The sequence below is a fragment of the Methylomonas defluvii genome (assembly GCF_033949435.1).
GTDB lineage: Bacteria > Pseudomonadota > Gammaproteobacteria > Methylococcales > Methylomonadaceae > Methylomonas > Methylomonas defluvii.
Map to the genome: position 1 here is coordinate 127,254 of NZ_JAXARY010000001.1, position 22,502 is coordinate 149,755.

Here is a 22,502-nt window from a genome sequence, read left to right on the forward strand (position 1 = left end):
GTTTACAGCTTATCCGGCATCGCAGTTAGTTGCTGGATGGACGATAGTAGCGGCGAATACAGTTTTTCGATTTTATCGAGCAACTGTTGGAAAAACTCGCCTACTTCGCCCGATTCTTGATCAGCATGAGCTACAAACAGTCGTTGTTCCAGTGTGCTGATCGGATCGCTATCGATTAGCTCGTCCAATATCTCCAGTATCTCCGATTCTGCCAGGGTGGCGTTGAATTCTGCCTTTTTTAATCCGGCTAATTGGCGGTTTAATGTCTCGATGTTTGTTTTTAGGTTTAGCGCCAGTTTGTTTGTGTCTGCAAGCAAGCTTAAATCGCTGGTCAAAAATACTAACTGATTTACTGAACCCTCTATGTCGTTCAGCAGGCGTTTGCTTTGCTTTTTTTGGGATGCCATGTTTTCTCCTGTTTTTTAGTGCGTTGATTGCTGCGGCGGCATATGCTCTGGTTTGGCTGTGAATGCTTATGATAGCAAGAGCGCCGGGAGGGATTGATGGGCTTTAAAACCCATTGTTTTATAAGCTTTTTGCGCCTTGGGAGCTTGGCGCTGTGCTTGCAATTGGCTCGATTATCATTTAACTTAGCAAGTCACCTGAAAGGCTAGGGGTGCTTTCCGCTGTATGCAAGCCCGGAAAGCTGAGAAAAACCCTTCGAACCTGAACCGGTTAACACCGGCGTAGGAAAGCCCTATCTTCCCTGCGCTTGCGATTTATTGAGATTTTGGAGATAAGCATGAGCGCTGTCCGTAATGAGATTACTACCGATACCGGTAGTAGCGTAAGAATTGATTCCTACCCCGCTTCCGAGAAAATTTATATTCAGGGCAGTCGCGCGGATATTCAAGTGCCGATGCGTAAGATCAGCATGTCGGATACGCCGGCCCACTTCGGTGCGGAAAAAAACCCACCGATTTATGTTTACGATACCTCAGGTGTTTACACAGATCCGAATGTCGATGTGAATTTGCACAAAGGCTTGGGTTCGATTCGTGGTAACTGGATTGCGGAGCGCGGCGACACAGAATTATTGAAAGGTCCGACCTCAAAGTATGGTCACGAGCGTTTACACGACCCGAAAACCGCGCACTTACGTTTCGAATTGACCCGTAATCCACGTCGTGCCAAATCCGGCCACAATGTCTCGCAAATGCACTATGCCCGTAAAGGCATCATTACTCCTGAGATGGAATACATCGCCATCCGCGAAAACCAAAATCTCGAAGCAATGCGTGATCGTTACCAAGGTCAGCACCCCGGTTTTTCCTATGGCGCGAACATTCAGTCGTTTATCACGCCAGAATTTGTCCGTTCCGAAGTTGCCAGAGGCCGTGCGATTATCCCGGCCAACATCAACCATCCCGAATTGGAGCCGATGATTATCGGCCGCAACTTCCTGGTCAAGATTAACGGTAACCTAGGTAACTCTGCCGTGACGTCTTCTATCGAAGAAGAGGTCGAGAAAATGCTGTGGGGCATCCGCTGGGGCGCTGATACCATCATGGATTTATCCACCGGCAAAAACATCCACGAAACCCGCGAATGGATACTGCGCAATTCGCCGGTACCTATTGGCACGGTGCCGATTTACCAAGCCCTGGAAAAAGTCGATGGTAAAGCCGAGGAACTGACTTGGGACATCTTCCGCGATACGCTGATTGAACAAGCCGAGCAGGGCGTGGATTACTTCACCATCCACGCCGGCGTGCGTCTGCATCATGTGCCGTTGACCGCCAAGCGTCTCACCGGCATTGTTTCGCGTGGCGGCTCCATCATGGCCAAATGGTGTCTAGCTCACCATACCGAAAGTTTCCTTTACACCAACTTTGAGGAAATCTGCGAAATCATGAAGGCTTACGATGTGTCGTTCTCCTTGGGCGATGGTTTGCGTCCCGGCTCGATTTACGACGCCAACGACGAAGCGCAGTTCGGCGAACTGGAAACCCTGGGAGAATTGACTCAAATCGCCTGGAAACACGACGTACAAACCATGATCGAAGGCCCCGGTCACGTGCCGTTGCAAATGATCAAGGTCAACATGGACAAGCAATTGGAAGATTGCTACGAAGCGCCGTTCTACACCTTGGGCCCATTGACCACCGATATAGCCCCCGGTTACGACCATATTACTTCGGCGATTGGTGCTGCCAACATTGGCTGGTATGGCTGTGCGATGCTGTGCTACGTGACTCAGAAAGAACACTTGGGTCTGCCCAATAAGCAAGATGTGCGCGAAGGTATTGTGACCTACAAAATCGCCGCGCATGCCGCCGATCTGGCCAAAGGCCACCCCGGCGCGCAGATCCGCGATAACGCCATGTCCAAGGCGCGCTTCGAATTCCGCTGGGAAGACCAGTTCAACTTGGCGCTCGATCCCGAAAAAGCCCGCTCTTTCCATGATGAAACTTTGCCGAAGGATTCTGCAAAAGTCGCGCATTTTTGCTCGATGTGTGGTCCGCATTTCTGCTCGATGAAAATCACCCAGGACGTGCGCAATTACGCCGAGCAAAAAGGTCTGGAAGAAGCCGAGGCCTTGAAAATTGGTATGGAAGAAAAGTCCAAGCAGTTCCTGGAAGAAGGTGCTGCGATTTATCACGAAATCTGATTCTTGTCCCCTTCGTCGGCGGTGCTGTTCTTGGCACCGCCGGCCGTTCCAAATGATCGCCAGCTTAAAAACAGCGCTTGGCGGCATGCCAATATAACCATGTTAAAGTCTTGGGCATGGCTTGATGAGTTTGGATAAAATCCTTACTTCATCTATAGTTGCAGCACTTAGTTGCAGTAAAACCAATCCAGACTTTTTTTCATGGCGACAGCACCCACTAACATCCATTTCAGCGGCTTGGTCAAATGCCTGATTCAAAAAGGTTTGTTGACCGAGGAATCGGCGGCGACCTGTTTGCAGGAGGCGCAGAAGCGTAAACAAGCGTTTATCAGCTATTTGGTGGAACATAAGTATGCGGACAGCAAAACCGTGGCTACGCTGGCTTCGGCGGAGTTTGGTGTGCCGTTTTTCGATCTGGATGCCATAGATCCTTCATTCTTGCCGATCAAACTAGTCAGCGAGAAATTGATTCGCCAGCATCATGCCTTACCTTTATTCAAGCGCGGCAACCGCTTGTTTGTCGCCACCGCAGATCCGACCAATTTTCAGGCGCTGGACGAGATCAAGTTTCATACCCGGCACAACACCGAAAATATTCTGGTTGAAGAAGACAAGCTGATCCGCATGATAGACACGGCGCTGGAGGCTGCCGATACGTCGATGAAGGATCTGTTGGACGACGATCTGGACAATATCGATATTTCCGCAGGCGACGACAGCAAACCGGCCGACGAAGCAATAGGCTCGGATATTGATGACGCGCCTATCGTCCGTTTTGTGAACAAAATCCTGCTGGACTCGATCAAACGCGGAGTGTCGGACATACACTTGGAACCCTTCGAGAAAAAATTCCGTATCCGTTTTCGGGCCGACGGTATTTTATCGGAGGTGGCCAGTCCGCCGGTGGGCATTGCCAACCGGATTATTTCCCGGCTGAAAGTCATGTCGAAAATGGACATTGCCGAACGGCGGGTACCGCAGGACGGCCGGATCAAAATGCAGATTTCCAAGAACCGGGCCATCGATTTTCGGGTAAACACCTGCCCGACGTTGTTCGGTGAAAAAGTGGTAATGCGGATTCTCGATCCGACCAGTGCGCAAATTGGTATCGAAAAACTCGGTTTCGAACCGGACCAGCAGAAAAATTTTCTGGAGGCGATCCACAAGCCTTACGGTATGGTGCTGGTCACCGGGCCGACCGGTAGCGGTAAAACCGTGTCGTTGTATACCGGGCTGAATATTCTGAACAGCATCGAAACCAATATTTCCACCGCCGAAGATCCGGTCGAGATCACCGTGGAAGGCATCAACCAAGTCAATGTCAATCCCAAGGCCGGCCTGACCTTTGCCGAAGCGCTACGGGCGTTTTTGCGGCAAGACCCGGACATCATCATGGTTGGCGAGATTCGCGACCTGGAAACCGCCAGTATCGCGGTCAAGGCGGCGCAAACCGGTCACATGGTGTTGTCTACCTTGCATACCAATGATGCGCCGCAAACCATCAACCGGTTGGTGCAAATGGGCATAGAACCGTTCAATATTGTTTCGGCGGTGATTTTGATCATGGCACAACGGCTGGCGCGGCGCTTATGCGAGCATTGCAAGCAAGAAGTTGATTATCCGGAAAGCACCTTGCTGTCGGCCGGGTTTAAGCAGGAGGAAATCGGTACGTTTAAAGTCTACGGTCCAGTGGGTTGTGAACATTGCAATAACGGTTACAAGGGCAGGGTAGGGATCTACCAGGTAATGCCTATCACCGAAAAAATGCGTGCGCTGATTTTGAACGGCGGTAATTCCATGCAAATGGCGGAATTGTCGAAAAGTGAAGGGATCAACGATTTAAGAATGTCGGGGCTGTTAAAAATTAAGCAAGGCGTCACCTCGCTGCAAGAAATTGACCGGGTCACCAAGGAATAATCATGGCAAAGCAAGACGAACAAATCGAGTTCAATTGGGACGGTTTCGATAGGCAAAACAAGAAAACCAAAGGTACCATCAGCGCCAAGAGCGAGGTCATTGCGCGCACCGAATTAAGGCGGATGGGCATTCGGGTCATCGGTATCAAAGCCAAGTCCAAGCCCTTGTTCGGTGCCAGAGTGCAGAAAATCACGCCCGGCGACATCGCGGTGTTCGCCAGGCAGTTGGCGACTATGCTGGCCGCTGGTGTGCCTTTGGTGCAATCGTTCGATATTATCGGCAAGGGACACGACAACGCCAGTATGTCGGAGTTGCTGTTATCGATAAAAGCCGATGTGGAAGGTGGCGATACCCTGGCCCAGGCCTTAAACCGTAAGCCACTGTATTTTGATGCGCTGTTCTGCAATTTGGTCGAAGCCGGCGAACATGCCGGGGTATTGGAAACTTTGCTCGACAAGATTGCCACCTACAAAGAAAAAACCGAATCGATCAAAAAGAAGGTTAAAAAAGCATTGACCTACCCGATTGCAGTGTTGGTCGTCGCGTTTATCGTCACCGCGATTTTGCTGATTTTCGTGGTGCCGGTGTTCGAGGATTTGTTTAAAGGTTTCGGTGCCGACCTTCCGGCATTCACCCAATTTGTTATTGAGCTGTCGGCCTGGGTGCAGGAATGGTGGTGGGCGGTGATTGGAGTGATCGCCATTACCGCTTACGTGTTTAATTATTTTAAAAAACGCTCGAAGGCGTTTAACCATTTTCTCGACAAGACTTTGCTGAAAATCCCGGTTGTCGGGATGATTCTGGAAAAATCGGCCATCGCTCGTTTTGCCAGAACACTGTCCACCATGTCTGCGGCTGGCGTACCCTTGGTTGAAGCACTGGTTTCGGTGGCAGGGGCTTGCGGCAATATTTTGTTCTACGAAGCGGTAATGGCTGTGCGCGACGACGTTTCCACCGGCCAGCAATTGAAATTTGCCTTGGAGACCACCGGCATGTTTCCGAATATGGTGGTACAAATGGTGGCGATCGGCGAGGAGTCCGGTTCCATTGATGCGATGCTGGATAAAGTCGCGGACTTTTACGAAGAAGAGGTCGATAACCTGGTCGATAACCTGAGCAGTTTGATGGAGCCTATCATCATGGTGATCCTGGGCATTTTGGTCGGCGGTTTGATCGTCGCGATGTATCTGCCTATCTTCAAGCTGGGCGCCGCTATTTAATTTTTGTTATTCCCTGGCTGCTTGCCATCGTTGGGCCGAGCGCCGGGGCCGAATTACGGATATCCTCTCTTCCTCATGGTTTTTGCCACTCTACAACAATATCCGCTGTTTATGATTAGTGTCGTTTGCGTGCTGGGCCTGTTGGTCGGCAGCTTTCTGAACGTGGTGATCTACCGTTTGCCGGTGATGATGCAGGCGGGTTGGCGGCGTGAATGCCGGGAATATTTGCAGCTCCCGCATGATGAAGCAAGCGAAGTGTTCAACCTGATGTTGCCGGCCTCGCATTGCCCGTCTTGCAAAACCGAAATCAAAGCCTATCAAAACATTCCGGTCATCAGTTACCTGTTGTTGGGCGGCAAATGCGCACATTGCGGGGTGAAAATCGCCATCCGTTACCCGCTTATCGAAGCGTTTACCGGTTTATGTTCGGCCGTGGTGGCTTGGCATTTCGGTTACGGTTGGGCTTTAGCGTTTGCATTACTTCTGACTTGGTGTTTGATCGCATTGAGTTTTATCGACATCGATCAGCAATTATTACCGGACTCGATCACGCTGCCGATGCTGTGGCTGGGCCTGTTGTTAAGCCTGTTTGATATATACACGAATAGCCACGACGCGATCATCGGCGCGGTGGCTGGCTATTTGAGCTTGTGGAGCGTTTATCAACTTTTTAAATTGCTGACCGGTAAGGAAGGCATGGGCTACGGCGATTTCAAGCTGCTGGCACTATTCGGGGCCTGGCTGGGCTGGCAATATCTGCCGCTGATCATTCTTCTGTCTTCTCTGGTGGGTGCGGTCATCGGTATCGCGATGATCGTGTTCGGCAAACGCGATGCCGGCAAACCAATACCTTTCGGGCCTTATCTGGCCATGGCCGGCTGGTTGGCAATGTTGTTCGGACCGGAGCTGAATGCCCTATATCTACATACTGCCGGTCTGTAGGCGATGCTGAAAATAGGTCTGACCGGCGGCATAGGCAGCGGTAAATCCACGGTCTGCCGGTTGTTTGCCGAGTTTGGCGTGCCTATTGTCGATGCGGATCTTATTGCCAGGCAGTTGGTCGAGCCGGGGCAAGCAGCTCTGTCGATGATCGCCAGGTTTTTTGGGCAACAGATGCTTAACCAGGACGGTAGCTTGAACCGCGCCAGGCTGCGCGATGCGGTATTCACTGATGCGGACAAAAAGCGTGAATTGGATGGCATCATGCATCCCTTGGTCTATGCGCAAATCGCGGCGGAGGTAAATACGCTAACGGCCGACTATTGCATTATTGCCGTGCCGCTGCTGCTCGAGTCGAAAAATCCTTATGTCGTGGATCGGGTGTTAGTAATCGATTGCCCGGTGGATGTGCAAATAGCACGGGTTACCGCGCGCGATAAACTCACTCGCCAGCAAGTGCAAGCCATCATCGACAGTCAGATGTCGCGGCCAGAACGTTTAAGCAAAGCGGACGATGTCATCGAGAATATCGCCGGCCCGGAGCAACTTGCAGAACAGGTTAAAAGACTGCACAATTCCTACACTTTATTAGCCACCGTCAGGACACAATCGGCTTGAATACACAAACTATCTACGAATTCCCTCTCAATGAACGAATTCGGGTGTTTATGCGCTTGGAGCAACTCTTTCAACAGCTCAGTCACTTCATGTTGGGCGCTTCGGTCTTCGATAAACGCGCCGCCATTTCGGTTTTACTCGACATCTTGATGATCTTCAGCCGCAGCGACTTGAAATCCGAGTTGATCAAAGAGCTGGATAGACACACCAAAGTACTGAATCAACTGGCGCATAGCCATGGCGTTGATGATGAGAAATTGCAGGAAATACTGCTTGAGCTGAATCAAGCCAGCCGTAATTTGTATAGCGCCAACGGCAAAATTGGCATCAGCGTGATGGAAAGCGATTTGTTTCAAAGTATCTCGCAGCGCAACTCCATCCCCGGCGGTAGCTGTTCCTTCGATTTGCCGGCCTTTCATTACTGGCTGGAGCAGCATGAGGCCGAGCAACAAAAAGATCTGGAACGCTGGACCCAGCCTTTCGTGGACATTCGGGTAGCGATTGATTTGATCCTGGGTTTTATTCGGCAAAGCAGCGTGCCCACCCAGGAGCTTGCCAAGGCCGGATTTTTCCAGTTAGCGCTGGACAATAAAAACCATCCGGTGCAATTGCTTCGAGTTGGCTTAGCGGCTGACACCCCGTGTTTTGCCGAAATCAGCGGTGGCAAGCATCGGTTCAGCATCCGGTTTATGAATCCATCGGTTGACGAAAACCGGCCCAGCCAGACGTTGGACGATATTGAATTTTCTTTGACCCGCTGCATGTTCTGATGACCGCGAATACCCCGACTATGGTGGCATGTCCCACTTGTCGCAAGCCGGTAGCCTGGATAGCTGCCGAAACATTCAAGCCGTTCTGCTCGGAACGTTGCAAACTGATCGATTTAGGCGATTGGGCTACCGAAGCCCATAAAATCCCCGGCCCGCCGCTGCTTGACGAAGACGGTGAAAATTCGGATTTCGAATCCTACTAAGCCGGGTTTTATCCTGCTAATCTGCCGCTAAAAAGGTGCTGATGCCGGCTATGCCCTGAGCGCCGGCGGCTAGGGCTCGGTTCAGGTCGTGCCTGCCCAAACCACCCAAGGCAAACACCGGTAAATTGATGTGATCGAGCAGTTCGCTCAAAGCCTGCCAGCCTAGCGGCGTGGCGTCCGGATGGGATGCGGTCGCTTGGATGGGCGCTAAAACCGCAAAGTCCAGGCCCAGCGCTTCTGCGTGTTGCAGTTCATCAAGGTTATGACACGATGCCGCTACCCAGCGATAGCCGTTTGGCCGTTCATGACAGGCCAGCAAGGCGCGGCTGCTCAGGTGCAGGCCTTGCGCATTAACCGTATCGACAGGCAAATCGGCGTTGACCAGCAAGCTAACCTGTTGCTGCCGGCAAAGCTGAGAAACCTGCTCGAAGACAGTTTGCAAATCGGCAATAGGTAAAGACTTGACGCGAAATTGCAGCAGCTTGACACCGTTTGCCAAAATCCGTTGGCAATTGTCTAGCGCTTCCGTCGCGCTGCGGCCTTCCAGGATGGCGTAATAATGCGGAAGTTGCGCGGCGGCGATGATGGGGATGTTGGCGGCCGGAAAGGTAAACTCCTTTAGTTGCTCGGCATCAATCCAGCGCATCGCCTGACCTTCGCAGCCTCTGGCTTGGCCGGCAAAGGCGCTGACATTCCAAACATCCAGCAACACATGCCTGTCGCCATAATCGTGGTTGATTTTGATCAGCGGTGTTGCGGTTTCTACCTGAATACCGACTTCCTCCGCCAGCTCACGGGCCAGTGCTTGCTGTACCGGTTCATCTGCTTCCAGTTTGCCGCCCGGAAATTCCCACAATCCGCCTTGATGGGCGTGTTTGGCCCGCTGGGTAATCAAAATCCTGCCGTCGTTGTCGCGGATCACGCCGACCGCGACATGCAGATGCTGGTTATGGTTGGACATGGTTTTCCCGCGCTTAGGTACGGTATTCAGCGTTGATTTTCACGTAATCGTAGGAAAAGTCGCAAGTCAGCACTTCCTCGCTAATTACGCCGCGACCCAGTCTGACGGTGACAACGATTTCCTCCTGATTCATCACGCGCTGGCCGTCTTGTTCGGTGTAAGAGCGGGCTCGGCCGCCGTTTTCGACGATGCACACCGTGCCTAGGTAAATTTCGATTTTATCCAGGTCCATGTTTTCGACCCCGGCCCGACCAACCGCGGCCAGAATCCGCCCCCAGTTAGGGTCGCTGGCGAAAAAGGCGGTTTTCACCAAGGGCGAATGGGCGATGGTTTTGGCGACTTGCACCGCCTCCGCGCTATCGCGGGCTTGCTCGACGACGATGCGCATCAGCTTGGTCGCACCTTCCCCGTCGCGAATAATCAGCTCCGCCAGGCGTTTGCAAATCGCCATCACGGCCTCGGCGAAGGTTGCATATTCCGCGCTACCGGCCAGAATTTCCGGCGCCGAGCTACTTCCGCTGGCCAGCAAGACGCAGGCGTCGTTAGTCGAGGTATCACCATCCACGGTAATCCGATTAAAGGATTTTTCCGCCGCCGCGCTCAGACACTGTTGCAACAGCGATTGCTCGATACGGGCATCGCTAGCCACAAAACCCAGCATGGTAGCCATATTGGGTTGAATCATGCCGGCGCCTTTGGAAATGCCGGTGATCGTCACAGGATGACCGGCTATATCGATAATGACCGAGGCGCCCTTGGGAAATGTGTCGGTTGTCATGATGGCGCGCGCGGCTTTGTCCCAATGCGCTTCGGCCAAATTCGCGACGGCGCTCGGCAACGCTGCCGTGAGCTTTTCCACCGGCAGCGGTTCGCCGATGACGCCCGTGGAGAACGGCAACACCTGTTGTGCCAAGGCCTCCACTTCGCTGGCCAGATTGGCGCAACAAGCGAAGGCATCTTGCAGGCCTTGCTTGCCGGTGCCGGCGTTGGCGTTGCCGGAATTGACCAGCAACCAACGTGGGTTTTGCGACAAATGGGCTTTGGCGATATGTACCGGTGCCGCGCAAAAGGCGTTTTGGGTAAACACCGCCGCGCAACTGCCGCCGTCCGCCATTTCGATCACTAAAATATCGTCGCGGACGGTTTGTTTGATGCCGGCATTGCAGGTGCCGAGTTTGATGCCTTTGACGGCATGCATGGTGGGGAAGTCGATTTGTCCTACTGCCATTTTTGTAACCTGTTAATTTGTGTCGCTAATGCGACGGCTTGATTTAACGTCGGGTCTCGGCCCGACAGCCGAGGTACTTTTCTTTGCTTGTCCAAAGAAAAGTACCCAAAAGAAAAGACACCCGGATGCCGCTTTAATCCTCCGCTCCTCGCTTTTGAACGGGGTTGCCGAAAGGGGCTTCCTGCCCCTTCGGCAACGTGCGGCATCCATGCCGCACCCCTTCGGGCTGATCCGTCCAAAAGCTCCGGTGCTCGGCGCGGCATACGGGACAAAACCATCCCGTAATTTTGCAAGTAATTCACGCCCCAAAGCCTTTTATTTAACCCTCGTAGTGTGCATTAGCGATAGCGTAATGCACCGAATAATCGAAGGCCAACATGCGGCGCAATACGGCTTCGCCTATTGACGCCCTACTGATTGCGCCTTACCGCGTTCATCTCACCAAAAGCTGCGATGCTCGGCGCGGCATACGGGAGGAAAACCGTCCTGAACTTCAAGGAAATATCGGAAATATGTAGGGTATGCATTGCGCAACTACCAATATTTTACAGATTGTAGGTCAGGGTGCACGATAGCGTTCCCTGACACTTTGGTTTAAATTGTCACGTAACCGCTATCACCGCAACGTGACCTACCGGGCTTCGTCTGCATTGCTTGCCTAAACAGTAGGGTTGAAATTTTAGGGGCTATCTTTACTAAAACTAGATTTAATAGAATTAACTAACCGATTACGTACCTCGGAACAATAATTAGCCGTTTCAATACGCGGATCATCCCTTTGGCATGATTTAAAAAATTCTAAATCACCGGCTTTCAATTCTTCTTCCGCCTTGCCTATATCACCATTGGCTTGGTAATAAAAAGAGTTTATCCAGTGATCATCACCATCCCAATATTTCCAAACACAGGGCGAGAATGTTTTACATTGGACAGGCGTCGTTTTTGACAATAGATGTGCCTTTAATGCGTCGCTATACAGCCCAAGATCATAAAAAGCTGAAGCTTCTACTTCAAGAGAAGGCCCGTCAAGGAGCCCTTTACGCTTTAGTTTTTCCGCAATTTTAATTACCTTAATGGGTTGATTCTTTAAATGTAGTTTTACATGCTCTTTGACGCACCCATCTTGACTTAATTCATGTTGATTCATATGAATCAATGCTTCGAAATCTGGGCGTTTGCATGGATAAGCTGTTGAGCTAACTGTAAATAACACTGAAAGCGATACAACTAATTTCCGACTAAACATATATTTCTCTAACTTTTGTTCATCATAAGGTACTTGATACGTGCCCTACAGGACTTTAATTGTTACATAACCGCTATCGCGGCAACGTGACCTACCGGGCTTCGGGTGGCCGTGCGCAAGCGATGCGGAGTCTATTGCATCTGATCTCATGGCCTTGTTAGGCACTTTCTACTTGGAAAAGCCAAAATCGGCTTCACTCTGCGTGATGTAAGCGCAAAACCTTCCTGTTCCACGATTCTCTGCTTTGTTCAACGGAAAATCATAAAGATCGAGCAAGAGCTGTTCTACGTACTTGGCTTTTCTGTTGGCGATGTCAATAAATGTAAAATAGACGATATTTTCTTCGGTGAATCCCTTGCTGTTGGCGTGATCGAAGATTCGCTTTTTCACGAAACCTTTACCTACATAAATCGCCCTAGCATGAAATCGATCATGCTTAGGACAATAATCGTTTTTCTCCCAAAGCAAATAGACGCCATCATTTTCTGAAATCGGCCACGCCCCATTTTTTAGATCATGGAAACCACAGAACCAGCCTAAATTCGAATGCGCTAAATCTTTCGCTGACACTTCGATTTGAGTTTCCTCCGAGATTATCTCATCGAATTCGCGGCCTTCCGCGCTACAGCAACAATCGCATCCTGTGTAACAAGTCATATTGCGCCTAACAAGTATTTAAATGGTTTCTGTATATCGTCCAGTGTTCGCATATAAATCGTTCATTTCTGTCGCGACGGTTTTTCCTCCTGTATGCCGCGCCGAGCACCGGAGCTTTTGGCGGGAATAGCCCGTAGGGGTGCGGCATGGATTCCGCACATCGACAGAGGGGCAGGAAGCCCCTTCTGTCGATCCCCGTCGAAAGCTTCGGCGCGCAGGATCAAAGCGGCGTCCGGGTCGCCTTTTCTTTGGATACTTTCTTTTGGCGATGCAAAAGAAAGTATCTCGGCTGTCGGGCCGAGACCCGACGTTAAATCAACCCGTCGCGATAGCGACACAACAACTCAATCGACCAGAACCAACTCATCCCACTTCCAAAACAATCACATACTCACCATCGACAACTCGTGTATCCAAAACCCGATGCCCATTAATCCGACACCAAGCCGGAATATCCTGCATCACGCCCGGATCAGTGCATTCGACAGTCAACACGTCGCCCACTTGCAAGGTTTTGACTTTGTCCTGGGTGCGGATCACCGGCAAAGGGCAGAGCAGCCGGCGGGCGTTCAAAACATGGCCACTCATACGAACCACTCTTGCGGAATGTCGTCGGCAAGCAAGGGCTTAACGAACACATTGCGCTCGTTGCCTTCCCGGTCGCGGATGGTCACTTCCACTTGTTCGGCTTCGCGGCCTTGGCCGTAGCGGGCGGTAATCTGCGCGGCTTGCAGCAGATCGTCTTCGCTGGGTGTGCCGTCGATTAAGGCTAGCGGGCCGCGATGGCTGGCGCAGTTCATACTGATAAATTCTTTTTTATAACCGCTCATGAAGCGGGCTTCGCCGTCCTCGCGCGCTATGATGACTTTGAAATGTGGTTTGGGGCGGATATGCCGGCCTACTTTCAGTAGCATCACATCGTCCAGATCGTAATCCCGCTCGCCGCGGGCTTTCCATAGATCAACCAGCTTTAATGAATAGGCTTCGTCGGTCAAAAAGCAGCAGCCGCCGGCGGGTTGAGCATAGTCGGTAAAGCCGTATTCTTTCGCCAAGGTCATTTGCGGTTTACGCGACCGACCGCTAAAACCGAACATTTTCTCACGGCTGATCCAGCCTTCGCGTTCCGGTAAGGTGGCGGGTAAATTTTGCGCGGATAAGGGGCGGACCAGTAAATCGTCGGCACCGGACTGGGCTGCGACGATGGGCATGGTTTGCTTGCGCTGCGACATTGGCCGTTGGCCGACCACTTCGCCGGTGATGATGAAATCGAAGCCGTTTTCCACCATCCACTGTTTGGCCTTGTTGACCATGAAAATCTTGCAATCCAGGCAAGGGTTTAGGTTGGCACCGTAACCGTGCTTGGGGTTTAGAAGGACGTTTTTGTATTCTTCGATAACATCGATGATATGCAGTTTGATACCCAACTGCTCGGCCACCCACAGCGAGTTGTTGCGCTTGACCTTGTCGGCGTCTTGCTTGCGTATCGCATGGGTGTGGCCTTCCACGCAAAAGCCGGTGAAAAAATTGATGCCCTCGACGTGGATACCTTGCTCAAGGATGGCTTGGGTAGCCAGCATGGAGTCCAGACCGCCGGAAATCAGCGCCACCGCTTTTCTTTGTTGACTCATAACTCATATGTCTAGCAGGAAAAACGCCGCATTATACTGTGGATTTCAGCAATATGCGGCCGTCAGCGACGTGGGCAAACAATTAATTGGGCAACTTTCGGCGGGAAAATCCACCAAAAAAACAGGGGTTTGCCTTGGTGGGTCGGTGATTCGCCGGCCGCTGACGGCCGGCGAAGCGATGGCTTTAAATTCTAAAATGGCCAACCGTCTGGCGTAATTGATTGGCCAGCTCAAGCAACTCATGGCAGGCATCGGCGGTATGTTTGGCGCCGCTGGAGGTTTCCTGGGACACATAGCTGATATTGCTGACATTACGGTTAATTTCTTCCGCGACCGCTGTCTGTTGCTCTGCGGCGGTGGCGATCTGATTATTCATGTCGTTGATGGTAAATATTCTCTCGCTGATGGTATTGATCGAATCACCTGCCGAAGCGGCTTGCTCAACACTGGAGGCGGCGCGTTTTCTGCCGTTTTCCATCACCGAAACCGCTTGTTTCGCCCGGCCTTGCAACCTTTCTATGGTTTGGCGGATTTCCAGCGTCGAGTTTTGCGTGCGGCTGGCCAAGGTGCGGACTTCATCCGCCACCACTGCAAAGCCGCGGCCTTGCTCGCCGGCGCGGGCCGCTTCAATGGCTGCATTCAACGCCAATAAATTGGTTTGCTCGGCGATGCCCTGAATCACGCTTAATACTTCGCCTATGCTGTTGCTGTCGGTTTCCAGATCGTGAATCACATTGGCGGCATTTTCCACTTCGGTGGCTAATTCGTTAATACCGCCAACTGCTTGCGTGACGATATTTTTGCCTGACGTGGCTTCCCGGTCCGCATTTTCGGCGGCTTCGGATGCTTTGACCGCGTTTTTGGCAACCTCTTGTACAGTCGATGTCATTTGTTTCATCGCATTGGCCACCAGCGTGGTTTCTTGCAATTGCCGCTCTACGCCTTGTTGGGTGGATTGGGTGATGGTTGCCAGTTTGTTGGCGGCCTGAGCCAGTCGGTCGCTGGTCACGCTGATTTCTTCAACGGTTTTGGCGATTTTCTTCACGAAGGCATTAAAACTGGAGGCCACCCAGGCAAACTCGGATTTACCCGACGCGCTGAGCCTGGCGCGCAAATCGCCGTCTCCGCTGCAAATGGCTTGCAGGTTCAGCGCCAATGCAGTCAGTGGGCCGATGATGATTTTGCTCATCACCAGATAACCGGTGATACCGATGATTAAAAGCGTCAACCCCAAAAAGCCGACAGCATAAAACACGGTTTGTTTTAACTCGCTAAAGGCGTTGCTGAAGGGAGTGATGATTTCGAATGCGCCGTGCAAGTCGCCGGTCCGGCGGTTTTCCATGGCATAACCGAGTAAATCCTGGCCCTTGCCGTTGCCCCATAAGGCTTGCGAGGTTTGCGGGTCGCCGTGACAAAGCTCGCATTGTTTGGTCATTTTCACCGGTCTGAAATAGCGAATTTCTTGTTTCTCTTCGTCGACCATGCTGTATTCGGTTAGCGCCGGGTCTTTTTTGAATTTGTCCAAAACCTGTTGTTCCAGTTGGTCCGGCATGTTTCTGGGCGGATTGCGCGGATTCAGTGCCGGCGCTTTAAAACGAAAACCGCCTTCCTTGGCTTTGGCTTCTATCACGTCCCAGGCATTGGCGGTGGGGACGGTCGCGATAATCAACGACCGGCGGCTGGCTTCATCCTTGCCTTGCACCAACTGCCGGAGGTACTCCGGCGAATAAAGGCCGCTTTCCCAATTTTTGGCTACATTGTCACGAATCGATTCGGAAAGCAGCAGCAATTGTCGGGACGATTCAATCTTGCGGTCTATCAGTTTTTGTTTTTCGATGTTGGCAAACATCAACAACAAGCCCAAGCTCAGGACGAAGAGTATGCCCGTGGTTATTGCTACCACTTTGACTCCCACCGAATGCCAGTTCATTAAGAACATAAGATTTCCCCCGTTAAATTTATTGTTATAAGAGTGAGTGAAACGGCAGATGGATGATCAAACATGCCATGTCGCCAAGTCGTGTAGAAAATCAATGAGGGCTTAAAATGACGGCCATTTAGCTGCCGTTGCGGATGTTTTCCGGTCGAATCGCCCGGTTCAAGCTGTGTATTACACGTTCGAATTCAGGTAAGGGCATGGGTTTGCCGAACAGGTAGCCTTGAAAGGCATCGCAGCCTATACGCTCCAGGCAGATGCGTTGATCCTGGGTTTCCACCCCTTCCGCAATCACATTCAGGCCCAGGTTGTGGCCCATGCCGATAATGGTTTGGGCAATGACCGCATCGTTAGGGTCAACGATAAGGTCACGCACAAAGCTTTGATCGATTTTGAGTTGGCTAAGCGGTAACTTCTTTAGATAACTCAGTGAGGAATATCCGGTGCCGAAGTCGTCCATCGAAAAACGTACGCCCAATGATTTCAGCGTTTGCATTTTTTCAATGGCGTCTTCGACATCGTGCAATACCATGCTTTCGGTCAATTCCAGTTTGAGTTTTGCCGAGTTGGCGCCCGAGTTGTTAAGAATTCGGCAGATCGATTCGACGAAATCGGCTTGACGGAACTGTCTGGCGCTTACATTGACGGCAAGCTGTAAATGCTGGGTGAGCGGATTCTGTTCCCAGGCCTTGAGTTGCTCGCAGGCGCATTGCAACACCCATTCGCCGATGGGCAGAATCAAGCCGGATTCTTCGGCTAGCGGGATAAACTCGGCCGGCGAAATCATGCCTTTTTGCGGATGTTTCCAGCGTAATAGCACTTCTGCGCCAAAAATCTGGGCGTTTTTATCGACCTGGGGTTGGTAATGCAGGCTCAGCTGATCTTGGGCCTGGGCATGGCGTAAATCGAACTCCAGCAGTACGCGCGATTCCAATAAGGCCTGCATCTGTGGATCGAAGAAGCGCAGCGTGTTGCGGCCGGCATCCTTGGCCTGGTACAGCGCCGCGTCGGCGCGCCTCAGCGTGTCGTCGAACGAGTTGTTGTGTTCGTCGAATATGGCAATGCCGATACTGATGGAGCCGAGATGTTCCTTGCCGTTTAACAACATGCCGGTATTGATGGCGCACAATATTTTGTGTGCAACGTCTTCGGCATTCGCGGTTGCCTCTGCTTGCGCGCTGCCCAGATTTTCCAGCAGCACGATAAATTCGTCGCCGCCCAGCCGGGCAACGGTATCGCCTTGACGGACGCAGGCCTTTAGGCGCGAGGCAATCTCTATTAGTAGCTGATCGCCGATTTGGTGGCCCTGGGTATCGTTAATCGTTTTGAAGTTATCAACGTCGATCATCAACACCGCGCCGTGCTTACGCGCGCAACGGCTGTTGTGTAAGGCCTGCTGTAGCCGGTCTTGCAACAGGCGGCGATTGGGCAGGTCGGTGAGTGGATCGTAATAAGCCAGGCGGTGAATGGCGGCTTGCGCTTCCTTGTGCTGGCTAATGTCGGTAAAGGCCGCCACGTAGTTGCAAGTGTGGCCGTCCGCGCCGGTTACTACGCTGATTGTCAGCCACTTCGGGTAAACGTCGCCGTTTTTACGCCTGTCCCACACCTCGCCTTGCCAGAATTTTTCGCGCTTCAGAGCGGCCCACATTTCCCGGTAAAACTCTTGGCCGTGACGGCCGGATTTTAAAATCGAGGGTTTGTTGCCGATGACTTCGTCCGGCTGATAACCGGTCAGCCGGGTGAAGGCGTTGTTGACGCGCAGGATGATATTATTTTCATCGGTAATCATGATCCCTTCCTGGGATTCGATAGCGCGCTCGGCGATGCGCAATTGGCTCTCCGCCCAGCGGATGTTGCTGATGTCCCGGCTAATCACCACCATGCCTTTGCGTTGGCCGTTTTCTTGGTAAATCGGCGTTTTGCGTACCTCTATTTCGATCAAGCGGCCCTCGTCGTTGAGAATATGATCTTCGAACATGATCAAGTGTCCGGCCTGCCATACCGCTTCTTCATCCGAAAATAGTTTTATATGCTTGTCCAGTGCGTCCGGCTGTTGATCGGCCAGTTCCAGATAGGTCTTGCCCTGCCAATCCATACCGTCAAATCGGAATAACTGTTGCGCGTGCTCATTGGCGAATAACAAGCGGCCGTCGCCGTCTTTGAACAGAATAGCGTCGGGAATGGCTTCTATCAGGCTGATGAGTTGCTGGCTGAGGGCTTTTAGCTTGCTTTCGCTTTCCTGTAGATCCTGTTGCGCCTGGGTGCGCACGGCAATTTCGGCTGCCAGTTGCCGATTGCTCGGTAGTTTCAATGCATGCGGCACCAACTTGATCAGCAATATTGCCGCTGCCAGGGAGATGGTCGCCGTCAAGGCTTTTATGGCGGTATCCAACCAATACAAGGGTTGCCAGATCAGGAAGATGGACATCAAGTGCGATGCCCCGCAGGCCAGAATAAATGAGCTGAACATCAAATAGATGCCGCGAAATTTCAGGTCTCGGCGCTGTGATACGACATAAGCCAGAATGACGGCAATCGCGAAATAGGCCAGAGTGATTAAGGCATCGGAAATCACATACGACCACAGCAGGCCGGGCGTCCACTTTAGGCAAAACCCGTGCGGCATCAGTCCGCCCGCACTGAAAAAATCGAAGAATGGTGTTTTCACGCTAATTTTCCAGCACGGTTTGGTCCGGACGTAACCGTGGGCGGGTTTTGCGTATCGGGCAATCCTTGGCTAAACGCGGCTTTGTGCGCTCCAGGCACATGGTGGGTGGTGCGAATGTAGGGGGTGTGTTTGCTGAAGTATTTATCGAATATGCCGGTATCGAAAATCTGATGTACGTCGCCGCCACAGCCTTGCAGATTCAGCTCGACGCCGGCCTGCATCCAATCGCAGATTAGCGAGATGGTGGCGATGCCGCACATATTGAATGTAGGGATATTCTCGAGTGTTATCCTGGCGCCGGCGCGCGTATTGACTTTGGTGTGAGCCTTGCACGACGCCAGTAATTCATGGCATTTTGCAAACTCCAACGTGTTACGGATAGTCACCTCAAACCATTCACCTGTTACCGATACTTGCATAGATGAACCCCGATGCATTCAAAATTCTGGATCCTGCATCATATTTAAATGTAGAGCGGCTGAATATCAGTCAATCCGAAATTTCAGGCAGGTAAAAGTGTAATTTGTTGTAGGCTATTTCCTTCTTATGCGGGCATGGGACTACATGTTCAGGCGGTGTGCATCATAGTAGCGTATCAATTCGGCGTTATTGCTGATGTGCAATTTTTCAAACAGCCGGGCTTTGTATGTACTGACAGTCTTGTTGCTGATTGCCAGGTCCCTGCCGATGTCGTTCAGGCTTTGGCCTTTAGCCAGTAACTGCAAGATTTGAAACTCGCGTTCGGATAGTTTTTCATGCGGTTTGCTTGGCTCGGAGCTCTCGAATTCAAATACCATTTTTTCGGCGAGTTTAGGGTCGATAAATCGGCCGTCGCCGGCGACTCGGCGGATGGCTGTCAGTAAGGTTTCCGGGTCGTTATCCTTGGTTAGATAGCCATTCGCACCGGTTTTTAATGCGCGCGAGACGATTTGCAATTCGTTGTGCATGCTCAAAATCAGGATGGGCAATGCCGGATATTGGCCGCGAATCCGGCTGATCATCTCCACGCCGCCAAGATCGGGCATGGTCAGATCCAGTAGCACCAGATCAACGGCGTTTTCATCGAGAAAACTCAACAGTTGCTGGCTATTTTCGGCTTCGCCGACGACGGTAATATCGGTGGAGAGTGCGAATAGTTGTTTCAGACCGCCCCGCACAATGGCATGGTCGTCGGCAATAATTAATCGGATCATAGTTCTGGTCTTTTAGGGTTAGCCGGGATACGTACCTGGATAGAGGTACCTTGGCCCGGGGCACTGGAAATACTGGTTTCTCCGCCCAACATCAAGGAGCGTTCACGTATGCCGATCAGGCCAAAAGACTTGGTCTTAGTGGGCGCATGGGTGTCGAAACCACGACCATTATCGTCAATTTTCAGGCAATAGTGGTCCTTATCCAAATTGACGGCAATTTTTACCTTGCTGGCTGCCGCATGCCGCAGCACATTGGTCAGCGATTCTTGGGCGATGCGAAAAATCACGATTGCGCATTCCTCGTCCATATCGAAATCATCTTCCGGATACAACAGATCGCACTGAATCCCGGATTGTTCCGCGAATTTCCTTACCAGCCACTCCAAAGCCGGCACGATTCCCATTTCTATCGCCGAGGGACGTAGGGAGGTTGCCACGTCGCGGGTAACCTGGATGGTTTGGTCCAGCAATTCCATAATGTTGCGGATTTGTTCGGCCAGCTCTCGGTTGTTGATGGCGAATTTCATGCGCAGCAGCGACATTTCCATGCGCAGGGCAGTCAACATTTGTCCCAGCTCGTCGTGAACTTCACGGGCCATGTGCTTGCGTTCTTCTTCACGGGCCTTTTCCCGACGAGCGGCCAGTTGCCGTAATTGCAAGCGGGACGATTCCAGGTCTTTTTCTATTATTTTCAGCTCGGTGATGTCCTGCGATGTGCCTATGCCGCGCACGAAACTGCCATCCCCGGCAAATACCAGATCGGCGCGTTCCCTCAGCCATTTTATTTTACCGTTCGCCACGATACGGTGTTGGATGTCGTAAGGCGCGCCACGCATGGCCGCTTCCCAGGCGTGGCGTACGTAATGTCGGTCAGCCGGATGCACACATTTCAAGAAGCGCTCGTAGCTTATCGGTGTGCCCAAAGGCATACCGAAAATGCGGTAATTTTCGTCAGACCATTTCAGAGAATGCTCTCTAAGGTTTAATGACCAACTGCCCAAATGCGCCTGGGCTTGGGCGTGAGCCAGATGCGCTTCGCTTTCGCGCAAGGCATTTTCGATCAACTTAAAATTGCTGACATCTCTGTTAACCCCCACGATTTTTTGCCCGCCGCTCTTGGGATCGCCGGCTATGATGGCTGAAGCCTGAATGAAGCGTAAGGCGCCGTCGCTTTGCCGGCGAATCCTAAATTCCCAATGCTTTTCCTGCTGGTCTCGAATCAGCTTGCGTAGGGTGGCTTCGGTGCGCGGTAAGTCTTCAACCACCACCAAGGCAGACCAGATTTGGTAGTCTATGGGCGTTCCCACAGGAATGCCGAACATTTCGTACATGCGTTCATCCCAATCGCCGACGCCCAACGCCAGATCCCACTCGCAAATGCCGATTGCGGCGGCTTTGGTGGCCAAGCTCAAGCGTTCGTTGTAATTGCGGAGTCGCTCCTCCGCGCTACGGCTTTCGGTTATATCGCGTGCCAGACCGATGGTGCCCAGCACATCGTCTTTATCGTCGACGATGGGGGCTTTGATCGTTTCGGTCCAGGTTTCCCGTCCAGCGTCGAAGGCTCTCTCGGTCAGCGATATTTGTTGCCGAGTCAGCATCACTTCTTGGTCAACCGCGCGGTAATGCTCGGCCAGGCCTTCCGGCCAGATATCGAAATCAGTCACATCTTTTGAATCGTGCAGATGGTCGATGCCCACGGCGTTTAGCCAATGTTTGTTGGCTTGAATATATTTCCCGTTTCTGTCCTTCATCCAGGCCAAGAACGGTAAGCTATCGTACATGGCACGCAGACGGGCTTCCGATTCGCTAACCCGTTTTTGTGCAGACTTCAATGCGGTAATGTCGGTCACCAAGACGAAAAATCCTTTCACTTGACCTGCTGCGCCATCCGGCAAATAGGCGGCTTGCGTATGGCGAGTTGCCCCCGCGAAATTGACGATGGTACGCTCAAAATACTGCGGTTCTCCTTTCAGAACGGCATCGATAAACGGCTTATTCAACGTGTATAGATGATCGCCGATGACTTCGCGAATATGTTTGCCGAGCAAGTTTTCCGAAGTAAAGCCGAACCATTCTTCATAGGCTTTGTTGCCAAATTTGTTGATAAGATTTTTGTCCCAGTAGCCGATCATCGCCGGCATATGGTTGAGGACGGAGCCCAAGTTATGTTGGTAGTCTAAAATTTCGGCATGTTTCTCCGGGTTATTGGGCACCGGAATGTCCGAAAGTATCGTTAACCACGCCGATATAGTGCCATGTCGGTCTGCTAGGCCTCGACCGCTAACGTTGACGCGGACTGCGCTGCCGTCTGCGCGCTTTACAATTAATTCGATAGCCTCTTCCGTCATGCCTGGGTCAACAGGCTGGAAACACGGTAAAAGCGCAACGGGAAAAGGCGTGTTGCCGTCGGCGGTAAACAGGTAATGTCGATTCTCCCAATCGGCTGTTGAGCCAATCCCCAGCATAAGTTCAGCGGCGCGGTTGACGCAGACGATTGTGTACGTCGTGTCGAAAACAATGACGGCTTCTTTAATGCTGTCTATGATCCCGTAAAGCAAGTCGGTTTCATGGGCAAAATTACTCAAGTTGAGTCGGCGGTTTGGCATCTCGACGAATTAGTAATGGTTTGGGAAGGCAAGCATAAACGAGCTACGACATTTTTCGGCGAAGAAATTAACAGACATTTTTGGGTAAGCGAGCGAATAGC

The 22,502-nt window shown here is 51.8% G+C and carries 19 protein-coding genes and 1 riboswitch; of the genes, 7 read left to right on the plus strand and 12 right to left on the minus strand.

The annotated features are described in order from the left end of the window. Positions 1 to 2: 2 nt before the first annotated feature. A complete protein-coding gene (locus QLH52_RS00645) occupies positions 3 to 407 on the minus strand; it encodes a hypothetical protein (protein ID WP_319960212.1) in 405 nt (134 codons plus the stop codon). A gap of 195 nt (positions 408 to 602) precedes the next feature. Further along, a riboswitch (TPP riboswitch) is annotated at positions 603 to 710 on the plus strand. A gap of 32 nt (positions 711 to 742) precedes the next feature. Here QLH52_RS00645 and thiC point away from each other — a divergent pair. From thiC to yacG, 7 genes are all read left to right on the plus strand, one after another. After that, on the plus strand, positions 743 to 2,611 hold the full coding sequence (gene thiC, locus QLH52_RS00650) for a phosphomethylpyrimidine synthase ThiC (protein ID WP_319960213.1): 1,869 nt from the start codon (positions 743 to 745) through the stop codon (positions 2,609 to 2,611). A gap of 201 nt (positions 2,612 to 2,812) precedes the next feature. Next, a complete protein-coding gene (gene pilB, locus QLH52_RS00655) occupies positions 2,813 to 4,528 on the plus strand; it encodes a type IV-A pilus assembly ATPase PilB (RefSeq protein WP_171696693.1) in 1,716 nt (571 codons plus the stop codon). Between the two features lie 2 nt (positions 4,529 to 4,530). Then, a complete protein-coding gene (locus QLH52_RS00660; RefSeq protein WP_205452935.1) occupies positions 4,531 to 5,748 on the plus strand; it encodes a type II secretion system F family protein in 1,218 nt (405 codons plus the stop codon). 75 nt (positions 5,749 to 5,823) lie between these two features. Next, on the plus strand, positions 5,824 to 6,690 hold the full coding sequence (locus QLH52_RS00665; RefSeq protein WP_319960214.1) for a prepilin peptidase: 867 nt from the start codon (positions 5,824 to 5,826) through the stop codon (positions 6,688 to 6,690). A gap of 3 nt (positions 6,691 to 6,693) precedes the next feature. Further along, on the plus strand, positions 6,694 to 7,305 hold the full coding sequence (gene coaE, locus QLH52_RS00670; protein WP_319960215.1) for a dephospho-CoA kinase: 612 nt from the start codon (positions 6,694 to 6,696) through the stop codon (positions 7,303 to 7,305). Further along, entirely contained in the window at positions 7,302 to 8,075 is a 774-nt protein-coding gene (gene zapD / locus QLH52_RS00675) for a cell division protein ZapD (RefSeq protein WP_051669750.1), read from the plus strand. The genes coaE and zapD overlap by 4 nt, the downstream gene beginning before the upstream one ends. Next, positions 8,075 to 8,278, plus strand: coding sequence for a DNA gyrase inhibitor YacG (gene yacG / locus QLH52_RS00680; protein WP_319960216.1), 204 nt, complete (start codon positions 8,075 to 8,077; stop codon positions 8,276 to 8,278). The genes zapD and yacG overlap by 1 nt, the downstream gene beginning before the upstream one ends. Positions 8,279 to 8,294: 16 nt before the next feature. On the opposite strand, the gene QLH52_RS00685 is transcribed toward yacG, so the two are convergent. The 11 genes from QLH52_RS00685 to QLH52_RS00735 form a co-directional block, all read right to left on the minus strand. Beyond that, entirely contained in the window at positions 8,295 to 9,239 is a 945-nt protein-coding gene (locus QLH52_RS00685; RefSeq protein WP_319960217.1) for a Nudix family hydrolase, read from the minus strand. Positions 9,240 to 9,252: 13 nt separating this feature from the next. After that, positions 9,253 to 10,467, minus strand: a complete 1,215-nt coding sequence (argJ, locus tag QLH52_RS00690; protein ID WP_319960218.1) for a bifunctional glutamate N-acetyltransferase/amino-acid acetyltransferase ArgJ — start codon at positions 10,465 to 10,467, stop codon at positions 9,253 to 9,255. 679 nt (positions 10,468 to 11,146) lie between these two features. Then, positions 11,147 to 11,614, minus strand: a complete 468-nt coding sequence (locus tag QLH52_RS00695; protein ID WP_033155849.1) for a hypothetical protein — start codon at positions 11,612 to 11,614, stop codon at positions 11,147 to 11,149. Between the two features lie 267 nt (positions 11,615 to 11,881). Beyond that, positions 11,882 to 12,370, minus strand: coding sequence for a hypothetical protein (locus tag QLH52_RS00700; protein WP_033155850.1), 489 nt, complete (start codon positions 12,368 to 12,370; stop codon positions 11,882 to 11,884). A gap of 363 nt (positions 12,371 to 12,733) precedes the next feature. Continuing rightward, entirely contained in the window at positions 12,734 to 12,958 is a 225-nt protein-coding gene (locus QLH52_RS00705) for a sulfurtransferase TusA family protein (RefSeq protein WP_319960219.1), read from the minus strand. Beyond that, positions 12,955 to 13,998, minus strand: coding sequence for a tRNA (5-methylaminomethyl-2-thiouridylate)-methyltransferase (locus QLH52_RS00710; protein WP_205452956.1), 1,044 nt, complete (start codon positions 13,996 to 13,998; stop codon positions 12,955 to 12,957). Before QLH52_RS00710 ends, QLH52_RS00705 begins: the two co-directional genes overlap by 4 nt. A 184-nt stretch (positions 13,999 to 14,182) precedes the next feature. Beyond that, the gene (locus QLH52_RS00715) at positions 14,183 to 15,937 is read right to left on the minus strand and encodes a methyl-accepting chemotaxis protein (protein ID WP_033155853.1); all 1,755 of its coding nucleotides are present in this window, start codon (positions 15,935 to 15,937) and stop codon (positions 14,183 to 14,185) included. Positions 15,938 to 16,055: 118 nt separating this feature from the next. Beyond that, positions 16,056 to 18,602 carry a putative bifunctional diguanylate cyclase/phosphodiesterase gene (locus QLH52_RS00720; RefSeq protein WP_051669752.1) on the minus strand — a complete coding sequence of 849 codons (2,547 nt, stop codon included), beginning with the start codon at positions 18,600 to 18,602 and terminating at the stop codon, positions 16,056 to 16,058. Next, complete coding sequence (locus QLH52_RS00725; protein ID WP_129871332.1) at positions 18,599 to 19,021, minus strand: hypothetical protein; 423 nt, start codon at positions 19,019 to 19,021, stop codon at positions 18,599 to 18,601. Before QLH52_RS00725 ends, QLH52_RS00720 begins: the two co-directional genes overlap by 4 nt. A 141-nt stretch (positions 19,022 to 19,162) precedes the next feature. Further along, entirely contained in the window at positions 19,163 to 19,795 is a 633-nt protein-coding gene (locus tag QLH52_RS00730; protein WP_033155855.1) for a response regulator, read from the minus strand. Beyond that, complete coding sequence (locus tag QLH52_RS00735) at positions 19,792 to 22,380, minus strand: PAS domain-containing sensor histidine kinase (protein WP_319960220.1); 2,589 nt, start codon at positions 22,378 to 22,380, stop codon at positions 19,792 to 19,794. The genes QLH52_RS00730 and QLH52_RS00735 overlap by 4 nt, the downstream gene beginning before the upstream one ends. Positions 22,381 to 22,502 lie beyond the last annotated feature (122 nt).

What these genes read in the sequence shown, in the direction of transcription:
- QLH52_RS00730 (WP_033155855.1), bottom strand. Translation starts at nt 19,795, where the DNA reads ATGATCCGATTAATTATTGCCGACGACCATGCCATTGTGCGGGGCGGT.
- QLH52_RS00685 (WP_319960217.1), bottom strand. Translation starts at nt 9,239, where the DNA reads ATGTCCAACCATAACCAGCATCTGCATGTCGCGGTCGGCGTGATCCGC.
- QLH52_RS00715 (WP_033155853.1), bottom strand. Translation starts at nt 15,937, where the DNA reads ATGTTCTTAATGAACTGGCATTCGGTGGGAGTCAAAGTGGTAGCAATA.
- QLH52_RS00645 (WP_319960212.1), bottom strand. Translation starts at nt 407, where the DNA reads ATGGCATCCCAAAAAAAGCAAAGCAAACGCCTGCTGAACGACATAGAG.
- coaE (WP_319960215.1), top strand. Translation starts at nt 6,694, where the DNA reads ATGCTGAAAATAGGTCTGACCGGCGGCATAGGCAGCGGTAAATCCACG.
- QLH52_RS00660 (WP_205452935.1), top strand. Translation starts at nt 4,531, where the DNA reads ATGGCAAAGCAAGACGAACAAATCGAGTTCAATTGGGACGGTTTCGAT.
- QLH52_RS00725 (WP_129871332.1), bottom strand. Translation starts at nt 19,021, where the DNA reads ATGCAAGTATCGGTAACAGGTGAATGGTTTGAGGTGACTATCCGTAAC.
- QLH52_RS00705 (WP_319960219.1), bottom strand. Translation starts at nt 12,958, where the DNA reads ATGAGTGGCCATGTTTTGAACGCCCGCCGGCTGCTCTGCCCTTTGCCG.
- thiC (WP_319960213.1), top strand. Translation starts at nt 743, where the DNA reads ATGAGCGCTGTCCGTAATGAGATTACTACCGATACCGGTAGTAGCGTA.
- QLH52_RS00695 (WP_033155849.1), bottom strand. Translation starts at nt 11,614, where the DNA reads ATGAATCAACATGAATTAAGTCAAGATGGGTGCGTCAAAGAGCATGTA.
- QLH52_RS00700 (WP_033155850.1), bottom strand. Translation starts at nt 12,370, where the DNA reads ATGACTTGTTACACAGGATGCGATTGTTGCTGTAGCGCGGAAGGCCGC.
- yacG (WP_319960216.1), top strand. Translation starts at nt 8,075, where the DNA reads ATGACCGCGAATACCCCGACTATGGTGGCATGTCCCACTTGTCGCAAG.
- pilB (WP_171696693.1), top strand. Translation starts at nt 2,813, where the DNA reads ATGGCGACAGCACCCACTAACATCCATTTCAGCGGCTTGGTCAAATGC.
- QLH52_RS00665 (WP_319960214.1), top strand. Translation starts at nt 5,824, where the DNA reads ATGGTTTTTGCCACTCTACAACAATATCCGCTGTTTATGATTAGTGTC.
- QLH52_RS00710 (WP_205452956.1), bottom strand. Translation starts at nt 13,998, where the DNA reads ATGAGTCAACAAAGAAAAGCGGTGGCGCTGATTTCCGGCGGTCTGGAC.
- argJ (WP_319960218.1), bottom strand. Translation starts at nt 10,467, where the DNA reads ATGGCAGTAGGACAAATCGACTTCCCCACCATGCATGCCGTCAAAGGC.